Source organism: Streptomyces sp. NPDC012935 (assembly GCF_042900345.1).
GTDB lineage: Bacteria > Actinomycetota > Actinomycetes > Streptomycetales > Streptomycetaceae > Streptomyces.
The window spans coordinates 42,767-60,004 of record NZ_JBIBBC010000002.1; the positions used below are offsets into that span (position 1 = coordinate 42,767).

Here is a 17,238-nt window from a genome sequence, read left to right on the forward strand (position 1 = left end):
CACGCGCCCGTCAACTCCGTGTTTCGCAATCGACCGCCTCAATGCGGTCCGCCACGGCAAGGGGAGAGTACGCGCCACACGGCGCGCTCTGCAGTGGCGCCGGGCAAATGGGATCAAACGATCTACCACCATACGCACCCCCAGCCCCCCAACGCAAACCGGCCGTCACCCGTGTAGGCAACGTCACTCGCCCCGACCGTGGGCACCCTCACGGGCCCTGCCCCTCGCCCCCCGCCGGGCCCAACCTCACGCAGGCGCCCCCGCAGCCGGCGCCGGCTCCCGCTGAGCCAACTGCGGCCCCGTCTCCTCATGCGCCGACGACGACGGCTCGGCCGCGGTGGGCGTCGGAGTATCGGACGTCGGCTGCTGCGTGGGCGTCGGTTCCGGATCCAGCGTCCGGGTGGGCGTCGGCTCAGCCGAACGCGTAGGACCCGGCTTCTCGCTCTGCCCCGGCTTCACCGGCGGCCTGCCCCCGGCAGGAGCGGACGCACTCGCATCCGCGGACGGCGAGACCGACGCAGAACCCGACTCGGCACCCTTGTCCGCATCCTTACCCCTGCCCTTCCCCTTCGCCCGCTTGCCGTCATCCGCGTGCGCCCCGAAACCGGAACCGCCCCCCGACACCGCCGAGCCCCCGTCGGGCGCCTCACCACCCCGCTCCCCCGCCGAACGCGACGGCTTCGCACCTTTGCCACCACCGTCGTCACCCACACTCATACAGCCGGCGGCAGCGGCGACGGCCATCACCGTGGCAGCCAGACGGACAGGTACGTACAAGGAGCGCACGGGAGCCACCTCCATGGGCGGGCGAAGAAGTCAACCTGCCCAACTCCCGCCGCCCACAAGAGGACACGCGCCCGCACCACCGCGACACAACCCCGCCACCGAAAGACCCCGGAGCCGCCTCACCCGTACCCGAGCGCATGCAACCGCGCGTCGTCGATCCCGAAGTGATGAGCGATCTCGTGCACCACCGTCACCTCGGTCTCGGCCACGACCTCCTCCCGCGACTCGCACATCCGCAGCGTCGGTCCCCGGTAGATCGTGATCCGATCCGGCAGCACCCCCGCGTACCACTCCCCGCGATCGGTCAGCGGAGTCCCCTCATACAACCCGAGCAGCTCGGGATCGTCCGCCGGCGGCTCGTCCTCGACGAACACCGCGACGTTGTCCATCAGCCGCGTCAACTCCGGCGGAATCCGGTCCAGCGCCTCGGCGACCAGTTCCTCGAACTCCTCGCGCGTCATCTCCAGCACACGCCCATTGTCAGGCACGAACCAGCCAAGAAGGAGCCGCCAACGGCCCCGCATATCCACCACGGCACCTGGGCATACGGGACCAATGGCTCGCGTCCCCGCCGCGTTCAGGAAAGTCGTCCGACACCTCCCCAGGCCCCCGCGCGCCCTCGCCCGCCGCTACGCCACCCGCCGCCCGGCCCCCACCCCCGAACTCGTCACCCAGCCCCACCCCTGGTCACGCGCCGTCGGCCTGGTCACCGTCGTCCTCATCGGCACCTGGCTCGGCCTGCTGATCGTCGGCAACGTCCGCGCCCCCGTCGGCCCCATGAACACGACGATGACCCTGCGCCCCTCCCTCACCGGCGGCACAAAGATCAACGTCTCCCCCCTCGGCGCCCTCCAACTCGACAGCCACATCGCCCCGGTCCGCCTGGACGTCAACGTCGACCAACTCGACCCCGTCCGCTCCCAGGCCCTCGTGGACCACCCCGAGCGCCTCTCCGGCCTCCAGGACGAAGTCACCCAGGACGTCACCCACGGCACCGTCGACCTGGCCCTGCGCAGCTGCATCGCCGTCGTCACCGGCGCCACCGCCCTCGGCCTCGCCGTCTACCGCCGCCCCCGCCGAGCCCTCGCCGCCGGCGGCCTCGCCCTCACCCTCCTGGCCGCCTCCGGCGGCACGGCCTACGCCACCTGGAACCCGGAGTCGGTCCTGGAACCCAAGTTCTCGGGCCTGCTGTCCTCCGCCCCGTCCCTGGTCGGCAACGCCCGCAGCATCGTCACCGAATTCGACGTCTACCAAAAGGAGTTGGCCCGCCTGGTCACCAACGTGACCAAGCTCTACGACGCCACCTCCACACTCCCCGCCTACGCGCCGGACCCCACCACCATCCGCGTCCTGCACGTCTCCGACATCCACCTCAACCCCGCGAGCTGGAAGATCATCGCCTCGCTCGTCGACCAGTACAAGGTCAACGTCATCGTCGACTCCGGCGACACCATGGACCACGGCACCGCCGCCGAGAACGGCTTCCTCGACCCCATCGAGGACCTCGGCGCCCCCTACGTCTGGGTCCGCGGCAACCACGACTCCCGCCTCACCCAGCGCTATCTCGAAGACCTCAAGAACGTCCACGTCCTCGACGACGGCAAGGCGAAGACCATCGCCGGCCTGCGCTTCGCCGGCATCGGCGACCCCCAGTTCACCCCCGACCGCTCCCAGATCCCCGGCGGCGACGCCGCCAACGAACTGGCGGGCGCCCGCCTGGCCACCTCCCTCCGCGACCAGAAGGCCGCCGGCACCCCCGTCGACGTCGCCGTCGCCCACGAACCCGTCGCCGCCCGCCAGACCGACGGCGAAGCCCCCCTCGCCCTGGCCGGCCACATCCACCACCAGGAAATGGAGCTCCTCCCTTACGGCACCCGCCTGCGCATCGAAGGCTCCACCGGAGGCAGCGGCCTGCGCGCGATCGAGGGCAAACACCCCGACCCCATCCAGACCTCGATCCTCTACTTCGACCGCCAGACCCGCCGCCTCCAGGCCTGGGACGAGATCGAACTCGGCGGCCTCGGCCTCACGACCGCGGAGGTGCGGCGCCACCTGGTGGAGGAGAACCAACCGGGCGCCACCGAATCCGAGACGGCATCCCCCGCCCCCACCCCGTAAACCGTTTTGGCGATACCTCCCGCCATCCCATATGCTTCTCACGTCCCCGACGCGCTGAGAAGCGCCCAGGCGGGCCGATAGCCCTCATCGTCTAGCGGCCTAGGACGCCGCCCTTTCAAGGCGGTAGCACGGGTTCGAATCCCGTTGGGGGCACGCAGTACGGTGTGCGACACTGTCGTACGCATCGCATGGTCCTGTGGAGCAGTTTGGAGTGCTCGCCACCCTGTCAAGGTGGAGGCCGCGGGTTCAAATCCCGTCAGGACCGCTGTGAGGCTTCGCAAGAGCCCTCACGGCTGGGTAGCTCAGTTGGTACGAGCGATCGCCTGAAAAGCGATAGGTCGCCGGTTCGACCCCGGCCCCAGCCACAGGCAAGGCCCCGATCTTCGGATCGGGGCCTTCTTGTATGTCTCCTGGTCTCGCTGTACGAGCGGCCGCGTCCACTACCGGTCAAACACCCCGGCTTGCAGCTCGGCCCGCCGATGGCTTCGGTGGAACCGGCGCATCCAGTCCTCAGGCCACGAGCTTGAGGACAGGGACCTGTGACTCGGCCCCGCAGACCCACACCCACCAGCCGCGTTGGCCGATGACGTGGGACGCGTTCAGGTCCGCGTGCTCAACGAAGCCGCAGGACCTGCAGGCGAACACGGCCTGGTGAGGCCGGTTGCGCTTGTCGATGTGATGGCAGTGCGAGCATTCCTGGCTGGTGTACGCCGGAGTGACGTGCACCACTGGCACCCCGGCCCTGCGCGCCTTGTAGGCGATGAAGGAGCCGAGCTGGCCGAAGGCCCAGGAGTTGATCGTGACGCGTTGGGGCTTCTTCAGCCGTGCCCGTTCGCGGATGCCGCTCAGGTCTTCGAGGGCGATTCCGCGGCCGGTGCGTTGTGCCTCCGCCACGATGTGTTTGCTGATCTTGTGGTTGATGTCGCGGATGCGCCGTGCCTGCTTGCCGGCGTGGCGTTTTGCTCGTCGTTTGGCGGAGCGGGTGTTCTTCTTGGCGAGGTCGCGTTGGAGGCGGCGGTCGTTTTCGCGGATCCGGTTGGTCTGTCTGCCGCTGTGGCGTCGTCCGGTGGAGGTGGTGGCGATGTTTTCGATGCCGAGGTCGACGCCGACAAAGCCTCGCGGGGCAGGGTTCTGTGGGGGCTCGGGTACATCGATGGTGGCCAGCAGATACCACTGGCCATTCTGATGGAGCAGGTCGGATTCACCCTGGCGCCGGTTGGCGAGGAGCTGTAGTTGGTCTTCCTGGCCCGTGTAGGGGAGGCCTTTCATGCGGCCTTGTACGGTCCAGATGGACACGGTTCGCTGCTCTGGCTGCCAAGAGAGCATGCGGTCGTCGTAGGGCTGTGCGGCGTCGGGGCGGAAGGTGATCGGTTTGCCGGTGGCACGGGTGTGTCGCTTGGAGCCGGGGTGGCCGAGGTTTCCGGCTTTGAGGTTGCCCGCCAGAGATGCGTAGGCGTCGCAGGTCTTCTTGATGACGTGTTGGGCTGCTTGGGCTCCGAGGTTCCAGCGTTCCTTGATCTGAAGGTAGATCAGTGCGCGCAGTTCGCGGTTGCGCTTGGTGCCGGTGGTGAAGGCATGGCGGGACGCGTGGTTGGCGGCTTCGTTGCAGGCGCGCAGGGTCGCCTGCAGTGCCGATGCCTGTTGGGGGGTCGGCAGGAGTTTCACGCGGATCACGAGCTTCACGGGTGAGAATCTAGATCTTGCTGCAGGTTCGATCTGGCAATCGTCTATCGATCACCTTTTCTGGCGACTGTTCGAACTGGTGATCGCTAACGGTTCGAGCGTTCTCGATATGGGGCTCCTGCGGGGGCCAGGTAGGTGGGTCGGGCCTGAGCGGGGCGCGGTGGGGTGTGGGCGGGGGTGGAGGTGGGGGTGGGGGCTCAGCAAAAGCGTTCGCCACGGATTTCGGTGGGATGAGATCCTGGATCGCGTATGTCTACGCACCCCGCCCCCGCCCTGGGCGCCCTCGCCCCCCGTCTGACCGAGTTGTCCCTGCGTGATGCGCAGCGGCTCGGGCGGCGGCTCGAAGGTGCGCGCAAGATTCGTAAGCCGGAGGCGCGGGCCGCCGTGCTGGCCGAGATCGAGGCGGAGATCGCCAAGGGCGAGGAGCGGATCGCCGGCCGGCGCGCGCGTGTGCCTGCGATCACGTATCCGGAGCAGCTGCCGGTCAGCCAGAAGAAGGACGACATCGCGGCCGCCATCCGCGATCACCAGGTCGTGATCGTCGCCGGTGAGACGGGGTCCGGCAAGACCACGCAGATCCCCAAGATCTGTATGGAGCTGGGTCGCGGCGTCCGCGGCATGATCGGGCACACCCAGCCGCGCCGTATCGCCGCCCGGACCGTCGCGGAGCGCGTGGCCGAGGAGCTCGACACGCCGCTCGGCGAGGCCGTCGGCTGGAAGGTGCGGTTCACCGACCAGGTGAATCCGGAAGCGACGTTCGTCAAGCTGATGACGGACGGCATCCTGCTGGCCGAGATCCAGACCGACCGCGAGCTGCGCGCCTACGACACGATCATCATCGACGAGGCCCACGAGCGGTCCCTGAACATCGACTTCCTGCTCGGGTATCTGGCGCAGCTGCTGCCGAAGCGGCCGGATCTGAAGGTCGTCATCACCTCGGCCACCATCGATCCGGAGCGGTTCTCCCGGCACTTCGGTGACGCGCCGATCATCGAGGTCAGCGGCCGGACGTATCCGGTGGAGGTGCGCTATCGGCCGCTCCTGGAGGAGGACTCCGAGGACGCCGACCGCGACCAGATCACCGCGATCACGGACGCCGTCGAGGAGCTGATGGGCGAGGGGAAGGGGGACATCCTCGTCTTCCTCTCCGGGGAGCGGGAGATCCGCGACACCGCGGACGCGCTCATGAAGAAGCAGTACCGGTTCACCGAGGTCCTGCCGCTCTACGCCCGGCTCTCCCACGCCGAGCAGCACCGCGTCTTCCAGCCGCACACCGGCCGCAGGATCGTTCTGGCGACCAATGTCGCCGAGACCTCGCTGACCGTTCCGGGCATCAAGTACGTCATCGACCCCGGCTTCGCCCGGATCAGCCGGTACAGCCATCGCACGAAGGTGCAGCGGCTGCCCATCGAGCCGGTCTCCCAGGCCAGCGCCAACCAGCGCAAGGGCCGCTGTGGCCGGACGAGCGACGGTATCTGCATCCGTCTGTACTCCGAGGACGACTTCGTCGCCCGCCCGGAGTTCACGGACGCGGAGATCCTCCGTACGAATCTGGCGTCCGTCATCCTGCAGATGACCGCGGCCGGCCTGGGCGAGATCGAGAAGTTCCCGTTCATCGACCCGCCGGACCACCGCAACATCCGCGACGGTGTGCAGCTCCTGCAGGAGCTGGGTGCGCTGGACCCGGCGCAGAAGGACGTACGCAAGCGGCTCACGGACACCGGCCGCAAGCTCGCTCAGCTGCCCGTCGACCCGCGGCTGGCCCGGATGGTCCTGGAGGCCGACAGGAACGGCTGTGTCCGCGAGGTCATGGTGATAGCGGCGGCCCTGTCCATCCAGGATCCGCGTGAGCGCCCGGCCGACAAGCAGACCCAGGCCGACCAGCAGCACGCCCGCTTCCGGGACGAGACGAGCGACTTCCTCGCGTATCTGAACCTGTGGCGTTACGTCCGTGAGCAGCAGCGCGAGCGCGGCTCGTCGTCGTTCCGGCGGATGTGCAAGCAGGAGTACCTGAACTTCCTGCGCATTCGTGAATGGCAGGACATCTACACGCAGCTGCGCACCGTCGCCAAGCAGATGGGCATCCACCTCAACGAGGACGACGCCCCCGCCGACCGGGTGCATGTCTCCCTCCTCGCCGGTCTCCTCTCCCACGTCGGCATGAAGGACGTGAAGGACGGCGCGAAGAACGAGTACCTGGGTGCCCGCGGCGCCAAGTTCGCGGTCTTCCCGGGCTCGGCCCTCTTCAAGAAGCCCCCGCGCTTCGTGATGTCCGCCGAGCTCGTGGAGACGACGCGGCTCTGGGCCCGCGTCAACGCGAAGATCGAGCCCGAGTGGGTCGAGCCGCTGGCGGAGCACCTGCTCAAGCGCACGTACTCGGAGCCGCACTGGGAGAAGGACCAGGCCGCGGTGATGGCGTACGAGAAGGTCACGCTGTACGGCGTCCCGATCATCGCCCAGCGCAAGGTCAACTACGGCCGTATCGACCCGGAGACCAGCCGGGAGCTGTTCATCCGCAACGCCCTGGTCGAGGGTGACTGGCGTACGCATCACAAGTTCTTCGCCGACAACCGCAAACTCCTCAGCGAGGTCGAGGAGTTGGAGCACCGGGCGCGGCGCCGGGACATCGTCGTGGACGACGACACCCTGTTCGACTTCTACGATCAGCGGGTGCCCGACCACGTGGTGTCCGGCGCCCACTTCGACTCCTGGTGGAAGCGCAAGCGGCACGAGGAGCCGGAGTACCTGGACTTCGAGCGCGAGATGCTCATCCGGGAGTCGGCCGAGGCGGTCACGAAGGCCGACTATCCCGACGCGTGGTGGCAGGGGCAGCTGAAGTTCCGTGTCACGTACCAGTTCGAGCCGGGCGCGGACGCGGACGGTGTGACGGTCCACGTCCCGCTCCAGGTCCTCAACCAGGTCACGGACGAGGGCTTCGACTGGCAGATCCCGGGTCTGCGGGAGGAGTTGGTGACGGAGCTGATCCGCTCCCTGCCGAAGCCGATCCGCCGCCACTACGTACCGGCGCCGAACTTCGCGAAGCGGTTCCTGGAGGCGGCGTCGTCCCCGCAGGGGCGCAATCAAGCACAGTCGCTGCAGGAACCCCTGACGGTGACCATGGCGCGCGAGCTGAAGCGCATGGTCGGGGTGCCCTTCACCGCCGACGACTTCGACTGGTCGAAGGTTCCCGACCATCTGCGCGTCACGTTCCGGATCATCGACGAGCGGCGCCGCAAGCTGGCGGAGGACAAGGACCTGGAGACTTTGAGGCTTCGTCTGAAGCCGAAGGCGAGGCAGGCCCTCTCGCAGGCCGCGGCGGCCACCGCCTCCCGCCAGGGCGGTGAGTCCCTGGAACGCAAGGGTTTGACCGACTGGAGCATCGGCACGCTCACCCGCGTCTTCGAGACCCGCCGTGCCGGCCAGCCGGTCAAGGCGTACCCGGCGCTGGTGGACGACGGCGACACGGTCTCGGTCCGGCTCTTCGACACGGAGGCGGAGCAGGCGGAGGCGATGTGGAAGGGGACCCGCCGCCTGATCCTGCGCAACATTCCGGTCAACCCGGCGAAGTTCGCGTCCGAGAAGCTGACGAACGCCCAGAAGCTCGCCCTGTCCGCCAACCCGCACGGCTCGATCCAGGCTCTCTTCGACGACTGCGCGATGGCGGCGGCGGACAGGCTGATCGGTGACTTCGGGGGGCCGGCGTGGGACGAGGAGTCGTACCGGAAGCTGTACGACAAGGTGCGTGCCGAGATCGTCGACACGACGGTCCGTGCGGTGGGCCAGGTGCAGCAGGTGCTGGCGGCGTGGCATGCCGCTGAGCGCCGCCTGAAGGCCGTACGCAGCCCCGTCCTGCTGGCAAACCTCACGGACGTCCGCAAGCAGCTGGACGCCCTGGTGAAGCCCGGCTTCGTGACGCAGACGGGCCTGCGCCGCCTGCCCGACCTGATGCGGTACCTGATCGCGGTGGACCGCCGCCTCCAGCAGATGCCGACGAACGTGCAGCGCGACACGACGCGTATGGAGAAGGTCCACGAGATGCAGGACGAGTACGCCTGGCTGCTGGAGCAGATGCCGCAGGGCCGTCCGGTCCCGTCGCAGGTGTTGGACGTCCGCTGGATGCTGGAGGAGCTCCGCGTCAGCTATTTCGCGCATGCGCTCGGTACGGCGTACCCGATCTCGGACAAGCGGATCGTGAAGACGATCGACACGCTCGCGCCGTAACGGTCCGGGCACGTAGGGTGAGTTCGACCAGTGGGCTCGCCCTCCTGTACAGTCTCTTCTCGCAGCGCAACGCACGAATGGCGCGGCGAAACCTGGTCCTGTGGAGCAGTTTGGAGTGCTCGCCACCCTGTCAAGGTGGAGGCCGCGGGTTCAAATCCCGTCAGGACCGCAGTGAAAGAGAAAGGCCCGCATCCCACCAGGGACGCGGGCCTTTCTTCGTCCCCACCTCACCCCCTCCACCCTGCCAAGGTGGAGGCCGCGCCCGCGGCGCAGCCGCAATCGAGTACAGCAAATCCCGTCAGGACCGCAGTGAAAGAGATCGGCCCGCATCCCACCAGGGACGCGGGCCTTTCTTCGTCCCCACCCACCCACCCCGTCAGGACCGCAGTGAAGAGTTAGGCCCGCGTCCTCGGCAAGGGACGCGGGCCTTCTTCGTGTCCGGCGCCCGTTTCGCGCCGCCCTGCGGCGTCCGGCGGCGGCCGGGGGAGGCCGGGGGAGGCTCCTGCCACCTTGACGGAGTCACATTCGCTCGGTACCCAGAAATCAGGGCTCTTCCGGCGTGACCCCCCTGGAGGTGGCGTATGGCGGCATCGACTAGGCACGAGACGCGGGCGTTGCTCCGTGCACACCTGTCGGCCGCTTCCTGCTATCCGCGACATCTCACTCGCCATTGCCCGATCTGCCACCACCTGTTGCGCCTGGCGATGGCTTCCGCCCCACGCCCCGCCCCTCGCACCGCACAGCCGGCTCCACCCCCCGAGGAGGTCGTCGAGGACGAGGCCACGTCCTCGGCGTGACCGTGGGCAACGTCAACTGCCGTCCTGCCGTGGGGCGCTGGAAGCAGTGCGCCTCAATAGCGCACATAGGCCAGAGGCAACAAGCACCGCGCCATGTGACGGGTGTCACCGCATGAGTTTCCGGAAACCTGGTACTTACACCTCGCCTACAACTGGTCAATTTAATATGTGCAATTGCACCAGCTTCCGGCGATCGCCCGGTGCACGCTGAGTAACCCTCAGGGCGAGTCCACAGGACATCCGACGCCCCTCCCCAGACTCCGACAAGGCCGCCCACAGACCACCTGCAGGCACACATCCTGCGCACAAAAAAGATCGCGCTGGACTCGGCGGAGTCCAGCGCGATCTACGACGCACCCTTGCTGCGTGCCTGAAGTGCCTTGATCGGCTCGGGCGTGGATCCTGTTGGGGCAGAACCCGCGTCGCTTGGAGCTAGGGGTCGGGCGCCACGACAATTGGGGGAACTGCCGTTTTGCCCGGTTATGGAGTTGTTCAGGCCTCGCTGCGCTGCTGCGGGATGCCCGCGAGCAGTGCGCGGACCTCAGCCTCGCGGTAGCGGCGGTGTCCGCCGAGCGTACGGATGGAAGTGAGCTTCCCGGCCTTCGCCCACCGCGTGACCGTCTTGGGGTCGACGCGGAACATCGTGGCGACCTCAGCCGGGGTCAGCAGCGGCTCGGCATCAGGGGTGCGAGCGGTCATGAGCGGCCTCCTCGGGAGAACCGAACCTTCTCGGTTCTTTCCTCTAAATTCTGCACCTTGACCCGCGTTGCCCGAAATGGCGGACGCGAGTCGAGTCGGTTATAGGACGAACGGCTTGTCCTCGGCACTACAACTACACCATCTGTCCAGCCGCGTCGGCCAAACCGATGGAATTGCCCTCCCAGGTGTTCATCAGCGACGGAAGCCGATGGACCATGCCATAGCGGACAGTCACGCCACTGTGACGATCAGTCACAGTGGCGCGCAGGAGTCCCAAGACCCCCCAAAGCGTGCAATGTCGAGCGGGAGTCCTCCCCGGACTCCTTGTCCTATTTTGGCACGAGGAGGGGTTAGGGGCGCAAGAGCCGCGTAAGTGCGGTCCGTCACGCTTACGCGCATTGACGCATCCTTCGCGCACTACGCCCGGATCGGGGCCTACGTCCCATGTTGACGAGACATCAGGAACCCCAGAGCGAGCACGAAACCCCAAAACGGGCGTTTCGTCAAACGCCAGTTCGTTACATCACACAGTTCGTTACGTCACACGAGTCATGACGTGTCACCAGGACCGCTCAGTTGGCGGAACGCCGGTCCCGTACCGACCGCCAGCGCTCCACGAGCCGCCCGTAGGCCGTCCCCGCGGCAGCCCCGTCGCCGCGCCGCAGCGCGTCGATGCCGTCGGCCACATCCGCCGCCGAGTGATCGTCCTCCAGCTCGCCGGCCGGCAGGGTGTGCACCAGGCCGCCGTAGTCCAGCTCGACCAGTGAGCGCGGATGGAACTCCTCCAGCCAGCGCCCGACGTCCACCAGGCCGTCGATGAGCGGCCCTTCGTCGATGGCGTCCTTCAGCGTCCGCAGTGCCCGCGCCACCCGCCGCCGCGCCTGCACCATCGGCGTCCGGTAGCGCAGCATCGGGGGAATGTCGCCCGAGCCCTTGTCGAAACGCCGCTCCCCGTCCGACACCAGCACGAACCAGTGCAGCGGCACCTGCCAGGTCGAGGTGCGGATCCACGGCCGCGCGTCCGGGTTACGGGACAGCCAGCGCTCGTAGTCCTGGGCCGCCTGGCGCCGTACGACCTCCGGCAGCACCGCGTCCAGGACGGGCTTGGGAAGCTCGTCGCCGATCTCTTCGAGGGCCTGCCAGCCGCGCAGCCGGGTGCGCCACGGGCACACGCACAGCACGCCCTCGACCTCGAGCACGAAGGCGTCGCCGCTCTCGTGCACCGGTACGGGGACGGGCGGCGTGGGCAGCAAGTCGGCCAGCGAGCGGCGCAGTTCGTCCTGATACGAGGGGCGGTCGGCGCGGCGGGCGTAGCGGGCCCAGTGGTCGCGCTCCGGTTCCGGGAAGGCGGCCAGTGGTTCGTACACCCGCAGATAGGTCGCGTACGGGACGATCACCGAGGACACCTTGGGCACGCCTGCTCCCTCCCCCGCCGTCTGCCAGGGAAACCTGCGAAACCCGCTCACAAACGTGCGGGAAAACTATGCAAATCGTCGCACGGGTGTACTCCGGGAGTAGGTGATCCTGAGCTCTGCGGGTTGGACGGGCGCCGACGGGTTTAATCTCATGCTCAACAGCTCTCCCGCCACCCGTACGGGAGCCAGCTCCAACCGCCGCACCGTACTCAGGAGTCACCACAGTGACCGACGTAACACACGGCGTCCTGCACACCCTGTTCCACTCGGACCAGGGGGGTCATGAGCAAGTCGTGCTCTGCCAGGACCGCGCCAGCGGCCTCAAGGCCGTCATCGCCATCCACTCCACCGCTCTGGGCCCCGCCCTCGGCGGTACGCGCTTCTACCCGTACGCGACCGAGGAAGAGGCCGTCGCCGACGCTCTGAACCTCGCGCGCGGGATGTCGTACAAGAACGCCATGGCCGGTCTCGACCACGGCGGCGGCAAGGCCGTGATCATCGGCGACCCGGAGAAGATCAAGTCCGAGGAGCTGCTGCTGGCGTACGGCCGGTTCGTGGCCTCCCTGGGCGGCCGCTACGTCACCGCGTGCGACGTCGGTACGTACGTCGCCGACATGGACGTCGTGGCCCGCGAGTGCCGCTGGACGACCGGTCGCTCCCCGCAGAACGGCGGCGCGGGCGACTCCTCCGTGCTCACCGCCTTCGGCGTCTACCAGGGCATGCGCGCCTCGGCCCAGCACCAGTGGGGCGACCCGTCGCTGCGCGGCCGCAAGGTCGGCATCGCGGGCGTCGGCAAGGTCGGCCACCACCTGGTGGAGCACCTGCGCGCGGAGGGCGCCGAGGTCGTCATCACGGACGTCCGGGAGGAGGCCGTCGGCCGGATCCTCGCGGCTCACCCGGAGGGTGTGACGGCCGTCGCCGACACCGCGACCCTCATCCGGGCCGAGGGCCTCGACATCTACGCCCCCTGCGCGCTCGGCGGGGCCCTGAACGACGACACCGTGCCGGCGCTCACCGCCACGGTGGTGTGCGGCGCGGCCAACAACCAGCTCGCCCACCCGGGAGTGGAGAAGGACCTCGCCGACCGCGGGATCCTCTACGCGCCCGACTACGTGGTCAACGCCGGTGGTGTCATCCAGGTCGCCGACGAACTGCACGGCTTCGACTTCGAGCGGTGCAAGGCGAAGGCCGCGAAGATCTACGACACCACTCTGGCCATATTCGCACGTGCGAAGACCGACGGGATTCCGCCGGCCGCCGCGGCCGACCGGATCGCCGAGCAGCGGATGGCGGAGGCACGCAGGGCGCTCTGATCCGGGGGGCAATGGATCATCCGGAAGCCCCAACAGGGGTTTGAGCGGTACCCGCCGGTGGGCAGTTGGAGAGAACTCTCACTTCTACCGGCGGGTCGACCGCCGATAAGTGGTTAAAATCGCGGTTGACCAGCGAGGACAGGGCACCTCGAAGGTCCTGTGCACACGCGCGTGCTGCGGGCGACGTACCGTATGGGCGCGGGCTCAGGTACCGTGGAAGCCCTACGGACCGGCCTCTCCACGGAGAGTCCGTTCCGGATCATGAACGCGTGTCAGACTCTGGGGCCGTCGAGCCCCGTCGTTAAGGGGGTCGAGCCATGGGGCGCGGCCGGGCCAAGGCCAAGCAGACGAAGGTCGCCCGCCAGCTGAAGTACAACAGCGGTGGGACGGATCTCTCACGCCTGGCTGACGAGCTGGGCGCATCGCCTTCGAACCAGTCGCCGAACGGCGAACCGTTCGAAGACGATGAGCAGGATGACGACGACCTGTACTCCCGGTACGCCGACCTCTATGAGGACGACGACGAGGACGAGGACGACGATTCCTCACAGCAACGTCGCGGAGCTTGACCTTGTATTGAGCACCCACCCGGTCGGTGACTTCGGTCGCCGACCGGGTTCTGTGCTGCCTGCAGGGCTTCAGCTCCCGGCGTGTTTAGTGTGAATAGGTCCCGGTCAGGGCCGCGCCCGTCTCGTGGTCGCCCCTGTCCGTGATCTCGCCCGCGACCCAGGCGTCCACGCCGCGGTCGGCCAGCGTCGCCAGCGCCGCTTCCGCGGACTCCTCCGGCACGATCGCGATCATGCCGACGCCCATGTTCAGCGTCTTCTCCAGCTCCAGGAGCTCGACCTGACCGGTCCGGCCGACGAGGTCGAAGATCGGAGCCGGGGTCCACGTGCCGCGGTCGACGGTCGCGTGCAGGTTGTCCGGGATCACCCGGGCCAGGTTGGCCGCGAGGCCGCCACCCGTGATGTGGCTGAACGCGTGCACGTCCGTGGTGCGGGTGAGGGCCAGGCAGTCCAGCGAGTAGATCTTGGTGGGCTCCAGCAGCTCCTCGCCGAGGGTGCGGCCGAGCTCGTCGATCTGCGCGTCCAGGGCGAGACCCCCCTGGTTCAGCAGGACGTGCCGGACCAGCGAGTACCCGTTCGAGTGAAGGCCGGACGCCGCCATCGCGATCACCGCGTCACCCGTACGGATGCGATCCGCGCCCAGCAGCCGGTCGGCCTCCACCACGCCCGTGCCGGCGCCGGCGACGTCGAAGTCGTTCTCGCCCAGCAGACCCGGGTGCTCGGCCGTCTCGCCGCCGACCAGGGCGCAGCCGGCGAGTACACAGCCCTCGGCGATGCCCTTGACGATCGCGGCGACCCGCTCGGGGTGGACCTTGCCGACGCAGATGTAGTCGGTCATGAACAGCGGCTCGGCACCGCACACCACGATGTCGTCCATGACCATGGCGACCAGGTCGTGGCCGATGGTGTCGTAGACGCCCATCTGGCGGGCGATGTCGACCTTGGTGCCGACACCGTCGGTGGCGGAGGCCAGCAGGGGGCGCTCGTAGCGCTTGAGGGCGGAGGCGTCGAAGAGACCGGCGAAGCCGCCGAGGCCGCCGAGGACCTCGGGGCGCTGGGTCTTCTTCACCCACTCCTTCATCAGCTCGACCGCGCGGTCGCCCGCTTCGATATCGACGCCCGCTGCTGCGTAGCTGGCACCAGTTGTCTCAGACATGGCAGTAGAGAACCTTCGTGTCGTACGGCAGGTGTTACGGGCCGCTTACGGGCGGCGGATCGCGTCGGCGGCGGCCGTGGCGGCCGGGCCGGCGGCCAGCTCCGTCTCCAGCAGCTGCTTGCCGAGCAGCTCGGGGTCCGGGAGGTCCATCGGGTACTCGCCGTCGAAGCAGGCGCGGCAGAGGTTCGGCTTGGCGATGGTGGTCGCCTCGATCATGCCGTCGATGGAGATGTACGAGAGGGAGTCGGCGCCGAGCGAGGTGCCGATCTCGTCGATCGTCATGCCGTTGGCGATGAGCTCGGCACGGGTGGCGAAGTCGATGCCGAAGAAGCAGGGCCACTTCACGGGGGGAGAGGAGATCCGGATGTGGACCTCGGCCGCTCCCGCCTCGCGGAGCATGCGGACCAGGGCCCGCTGGGTGTTGCCGCGCACGATGGAGTCGTCGACGACCACCAGGCGCTTGCCCTTGATGACTTCCTTCAGCGGGTTCAGCTTCAGCCGGATGCCGAGCTGGCGGATGGTCTGCGAGGGCTGGATGAACGTACGTCCGACGTACGCGTTCTTCACCAGACCCGCACCGAACGGGATGCCGCTCGCCTCCGCGTAGCCGATGGCGGCCGGGGTGCCGGATTCCGGGGTCGCTATGACCAGGTCGGCGTCGACCGGGGCTTCCTTCGCGAGCTTGCGGCCCATCTCCACGCGGGAGAGGTACACGTTCCGGCCGGCGATGTCGGTGTCCGGGCGGGCCAGGTACACGTACTCGAAGACACAGCCCTTGGGCTTCGCTTCCGCGAATCGCGAGGTACGCAGGCCGTTCTCGTCGATGGCGATGAACTCGCCCGGCTCGACCTCACGGACGTAGCTGGCGCCGCAGATGTCGAGGGCCGCGGACTCGGAGGCGACGACCCAGCCGCGCTCCAGGCGTCCGAGGACCAGCGGGCGGATGCCCTGCGGGTCGCGGGCCGCGTACAGGGTGTTCTCGTCCATGAAGACGAGGCTGAAGGCGCCCTTGACCTGCGGAAGCACCGTGTGGGCGGCCTCCTCGATGGTCAGCGGCTTGCCGTCCTCGTCGACCTGGGCCGCGAGCAGCGCGGTGAGCAGGTCGGTGTCGTTGGTGGCCGCGACGCGCGGGGTGCGGCCACCCTCCTGCTTGGGCAGGTCGGCGACCATCTCGGCGAGCTGGGCCGTGTTGACCAGGTTGCCGTTGTGGCCGAGCGCGATGGAGCCGTGCGCGGTGGCGCGGAACGTCGGCTGGGCGTTCTCCCAGACGGAGGCACCGGTGGTCGAGTAGCGGGCGTGGCCCACTGCGATGTGACCCTGGAGCGAGCCGAGAGAGGTCTCGTCGAAGACCTGGGAGACCAGGCCCATGTCCTTGAAGACGAGGATCTGGGAGCCGTTGCTGACCGCGATTCCCGCGGATTCCTGGCCCCGATGCTGGAGGGCGTAGAGCCCGAAGTACGTGAGCTTTGCGACCTCTTCACCCGGAGCCCAGACACCGAAGACGCCACAAGCGTCCTGGGGGCCTTTCTCGCCGGGAAGCAGATCGTGATTGAGTCGACCGTCACCACGTGGCACGGCTCCGAGTGTAGGCGAGATCGACCACTGGTCCGAATTGGGGATACGCGCCAGTAAAGGATCACTCAGCGGCGGACGCGTTTACCCGTTCGCCGTTTTCGCTGGTCAGCGTGAGGGTGCGGTGATCCACTTCGTACTTCACCGTGCCGTCGAAGAGGCCCAGGAGGGTCTTCTCCGTATTCATGAGTGAGGTGTCGCACATCATTCGCGTGGTGGACGCCGTGCCGAGCGTGATACGTCCGTCGCGGACCGTGGCCTCGGCCCTCACCTTGTTGCAGCCGAGGCTGCCGTTGACCATGCCGGTCTTCTCGTCGAACGTGAGGTGGGCCTTGCCGTCGGCGTCCGGGCTGGTGATGGCCCACTTCGTGCCCTCCAGCGGGGCTGCCTTCTCCTTGGTGAGGGCGACACGGTCACCGTCCGCCGTGGTCAGGGTGAGCCTGTCACCGTCGACCTCGGCGGTGAGGTTGCCGTCGGAGAGGGTGCGGGCGAGGCTCACCTCGAAGTTCGGGGGGACACCTTCGCAGGCCATCTCGGTCGCCTCCATCTTGTCGAAGGCGACCTTGCTGTCGGTGAAGGCGGCTTCGGCGCCGAAGCCGTTGCAGCCCAGGTTGCCCTTGACCGCGCCGCCGTCGGCGATGCGCACATAGGCGTTGCTCGGGGCGGCGCTCTTCTTTCCGTCGACGGTGACCTCGTCGACGGCCCAGTGCGCGCCGGTGACGGAGGCCGACGCCCCCGAGCCGACCGTGTCACTGCCCGCGTCCTCGCTGCCGCAGGCCACGGCGAGCGGGACGAGGGTCAGCGCGGCAACGGCGGCCAGTCGCTTCTTGTCCTTACCGCGCTTCTTGTCGTTACCGAGTGTGCCGAGTGTGTTCATGCCGGTGGGACGGGAGGGGCACGAGACTGGTTCCG

12 protein-coding genes and 4 tRNA genes are annotated in these 17,238 nt (G+C 68.1%); 9 read left to right on the plus strand and 7 right to left on the minus strand.

Features of this window, described 5'->3' with window-relative positions; genetic code table 11:
• Nucleotides 1–905 precede the first annotated feature (905 nt).
• Nucleotides 906–1,256 carry a metallopeptidase family protein gene (locus ACFY5C_RS05470; protein ID WP_067022470.1) on the minus strand — a complete coding sequence of 117 codons (351 nt, stop codon included), beginning with the start codon at nucleotides 1,254–1,256 and terminating at the stop codon, nucleotides 906–908.
• An 85-nt stretch (nucleotides 1,257–1,341) separates the two neighbouring features.
• On the opposite strand from ACFY5C_RS05470, the gene ACFY5C_RS05475 reads away from it, so the two are divergent.
• The 4 genes from ACFY5C_RS05475 (at nucleotide 1,342) to ACFY5C_RS05490 (ending at nucleotide 3,269) form a co-directional block, all read left to right on the plus strand.
• Nucleotides 1,342–2,904 (plus strand): metallophosphoesterase, encoded by a 1,563-nt coding sequence (locus tag ACFY5C_RS05475; protein ID WP_389440790.1) that lies wholly within the window; start codon nucleotides 1,342–1,344, stop codon nucleotides 2,902–2,904.
• An 80-nt stretch (nucleotides 2,905–2,984) separates the two neighbouring features.
• Nucleotides 2,985–3,057: transfer RNA gene (locus ACFY5C_RS05480), tRNA-Glu, on the plus strand.
• A gap of 37 nt (nucleotides 3,058–3,094) precedes the next feature.
• Nucleotides 3,095–3,169 (plus strand) — tRNA-Asp (locus ACFY5C_RS05485).
• A 26-nt stretch (nucleotides 3,170–3,195) separates the two neighbouring features.
• Nucleotides 3,196–3,269, plus strand: a tRNA-Phe gene (locus tag ACFY5C_RS05490).
• 145 nt (nucleotides 3,270–3,414) lie between these two features.
• On the opposite strand, the gene ACFY5C_RS05495 is transcribed toward ACFY5C_RS05490, so the two are convergent.
• Complete coding sequence (locus ACFY5C_RS05495; RefSeq protein WP_389440792.1) at nucleotides 3,415–4,587, minus strand: RNA-guided endonuclease InsQ/TnpB family protein; 1,173 nt, start codon at nucleotides 4,585–4,587, stop codon at nucleotides 3,415–3,417.
• Between the two features lie 249 nt (nucleotides 4,588–4,836).
• On the opposite strand from ACFY5C_RS05495, the gene hrpA reads away from it, so the two are divergent.
• The 3 genes from hrpA to ACFY5C_RS05510 all read left to right on the plus strand — a co-directional run bounded on the left by hrpA (nucleotide 4,837) and on the right by ACFY5C_RS05510 (nucleotide 9,605).
• Complete coding sequence (gene hrpA / locus ACFY5C_RS05500; protein WP_389440795.1) at nucleotides 4,837–8,808, plus strand: ATP-dependent RNA helicase HrpA; 3,972 nt, start codon at nucleotides 4,837–4,839, stop codon at nucleotides 8,806–8,808.
• A gap of 94 nt (nucleotides 8,809–8,902) precedes the next feature.
• A tRNA-Asp gene (locus ACFY5C_RS05505) sits at nucleotides 8,903–8,977 on the plus strand.
• 412 nt (nucleotides 8,978–9,389) lie between these two features.
• On the plus strand, nucleotides 9,390–9,605 hold the full coding sequence (locus ACFY5C_RS05510) for a DUF6274 family protein (RefSeq protein WP_389440798.1): 216 nt from the start codon (nucleotides 9,390–9,392) through the stop codon (nucleotides 9,603–9,605).
• Between the two features lie 492 nt (nucleotides 9,606–10,097).
• On the opposite strand, the gene bldC is transcribed toward ACFY5C_RS05510, so the two are convergent.
• Both bldC and ACFY5C_RS05520 read right to left on the minus strand, forming a co-directional pair.
• Nucleotides 10,098–10,304, minus strand: a complete 207-nt coding sequence (gene bldC, locus ACFY5C_RS05515; protein WP_003949541.1) for a developmental transcriptional regulator BldC — start codon at nucleotides 10,302–10,304, stop codon at nucleotides 10,098–10,100.
• Nucleotides 10,305–10,876: 572 nt separating this feature from the next.
• Nucleotides 10,877–11,719, minus strand: coding sequence for a hypothetical protein (locus ACFY5C_RS05520; RefSeq protein WP_389440800.1), 843 nt, complete (start codon nucleotides 11,717–11,719; stop codon nucleotides 10,877–10,879).
• A gap of 224 nt (nucleotides 11,720–11,943) precedes the next feature.
• Here ACFY5C_RS05520 and ACFY5C_RS05525 point away from each other — a divergent pair, with 224 nt between their 5' ends.
• Nucleotides 11,944–13,032, plus strand: coding sequence for a Leu/Phe/Val dehydrogenase (locus ACFY5C_RS05525; protein ID WP_389440803.1), 1,089 nt, complete (start codon nucleotides 11,944–11,946; stop codon nucleotides 13,030–13,032).
• Between the two features lie 317 nt (nucleotides 13,033–13,349).
• On the plus strand, nucleotides 13,350–13,601 hold the full coding sequence (locus ACFY5C_RS05530) for a DUF3073 domain-containing protein (RefSeq protein ID WP_389440805.1): 252 nt from the start codon (nucleotides 13,350–13,352) through the stop codon (nucleotides 13,599–13,601).
• A gap of 85 nt (nucleotides 13,602–13,686) precedes the next feature.
• Here ACFY5C_RS05530 and purM read toward each other — a convergent pair whose 3' ends face one another.
• The 3 genes from purM to ACFY5C_RS05545 form a co-directional block, all read right to left on the minus strand.
• Nucleotides 13,687–14,754, minus strand: coding sequence for a phosphoribosylformylglycinamidine cyclo-ligase (gene purM / locus ACFY5C_RS05535; RefSeq protein WP_389440808.1), 1,068 nt, complete (start codon nucleotides 14,752–14,754; stop codon nucleotides 13,687–13,689).
• A gap of 45 nt (nucleotides 14,755–14,799) precedes the next feature.
• Entirely contained in the window at nucleotides 14,800–16,329 is a 1,530-nt protein-coding gene (gene purF / locus ACFY5C_RS05540; RefSeq protein ID WP_389440810.1) for an amidophosphoribosyltransferase, read from the minus strand.
• A gap of 61 nt (nucleotides 16,330–16,390) precedes the next feature.
• The gene (locus ACFY5C_RS05545) at nucleotides 16,391–17,203 is read right to left on the minus strand and encodes an META domain-containing protein (protein ID WP_389440812.1); all 813 of its coding nucleotides are present in this window, start codon (nucleotides 17,201–17,203) and stop codon (nucleotides 16,391–16,393) included.
• Nucleotides 17,204–17,238 lie beyond the last annotated feature (35 nt).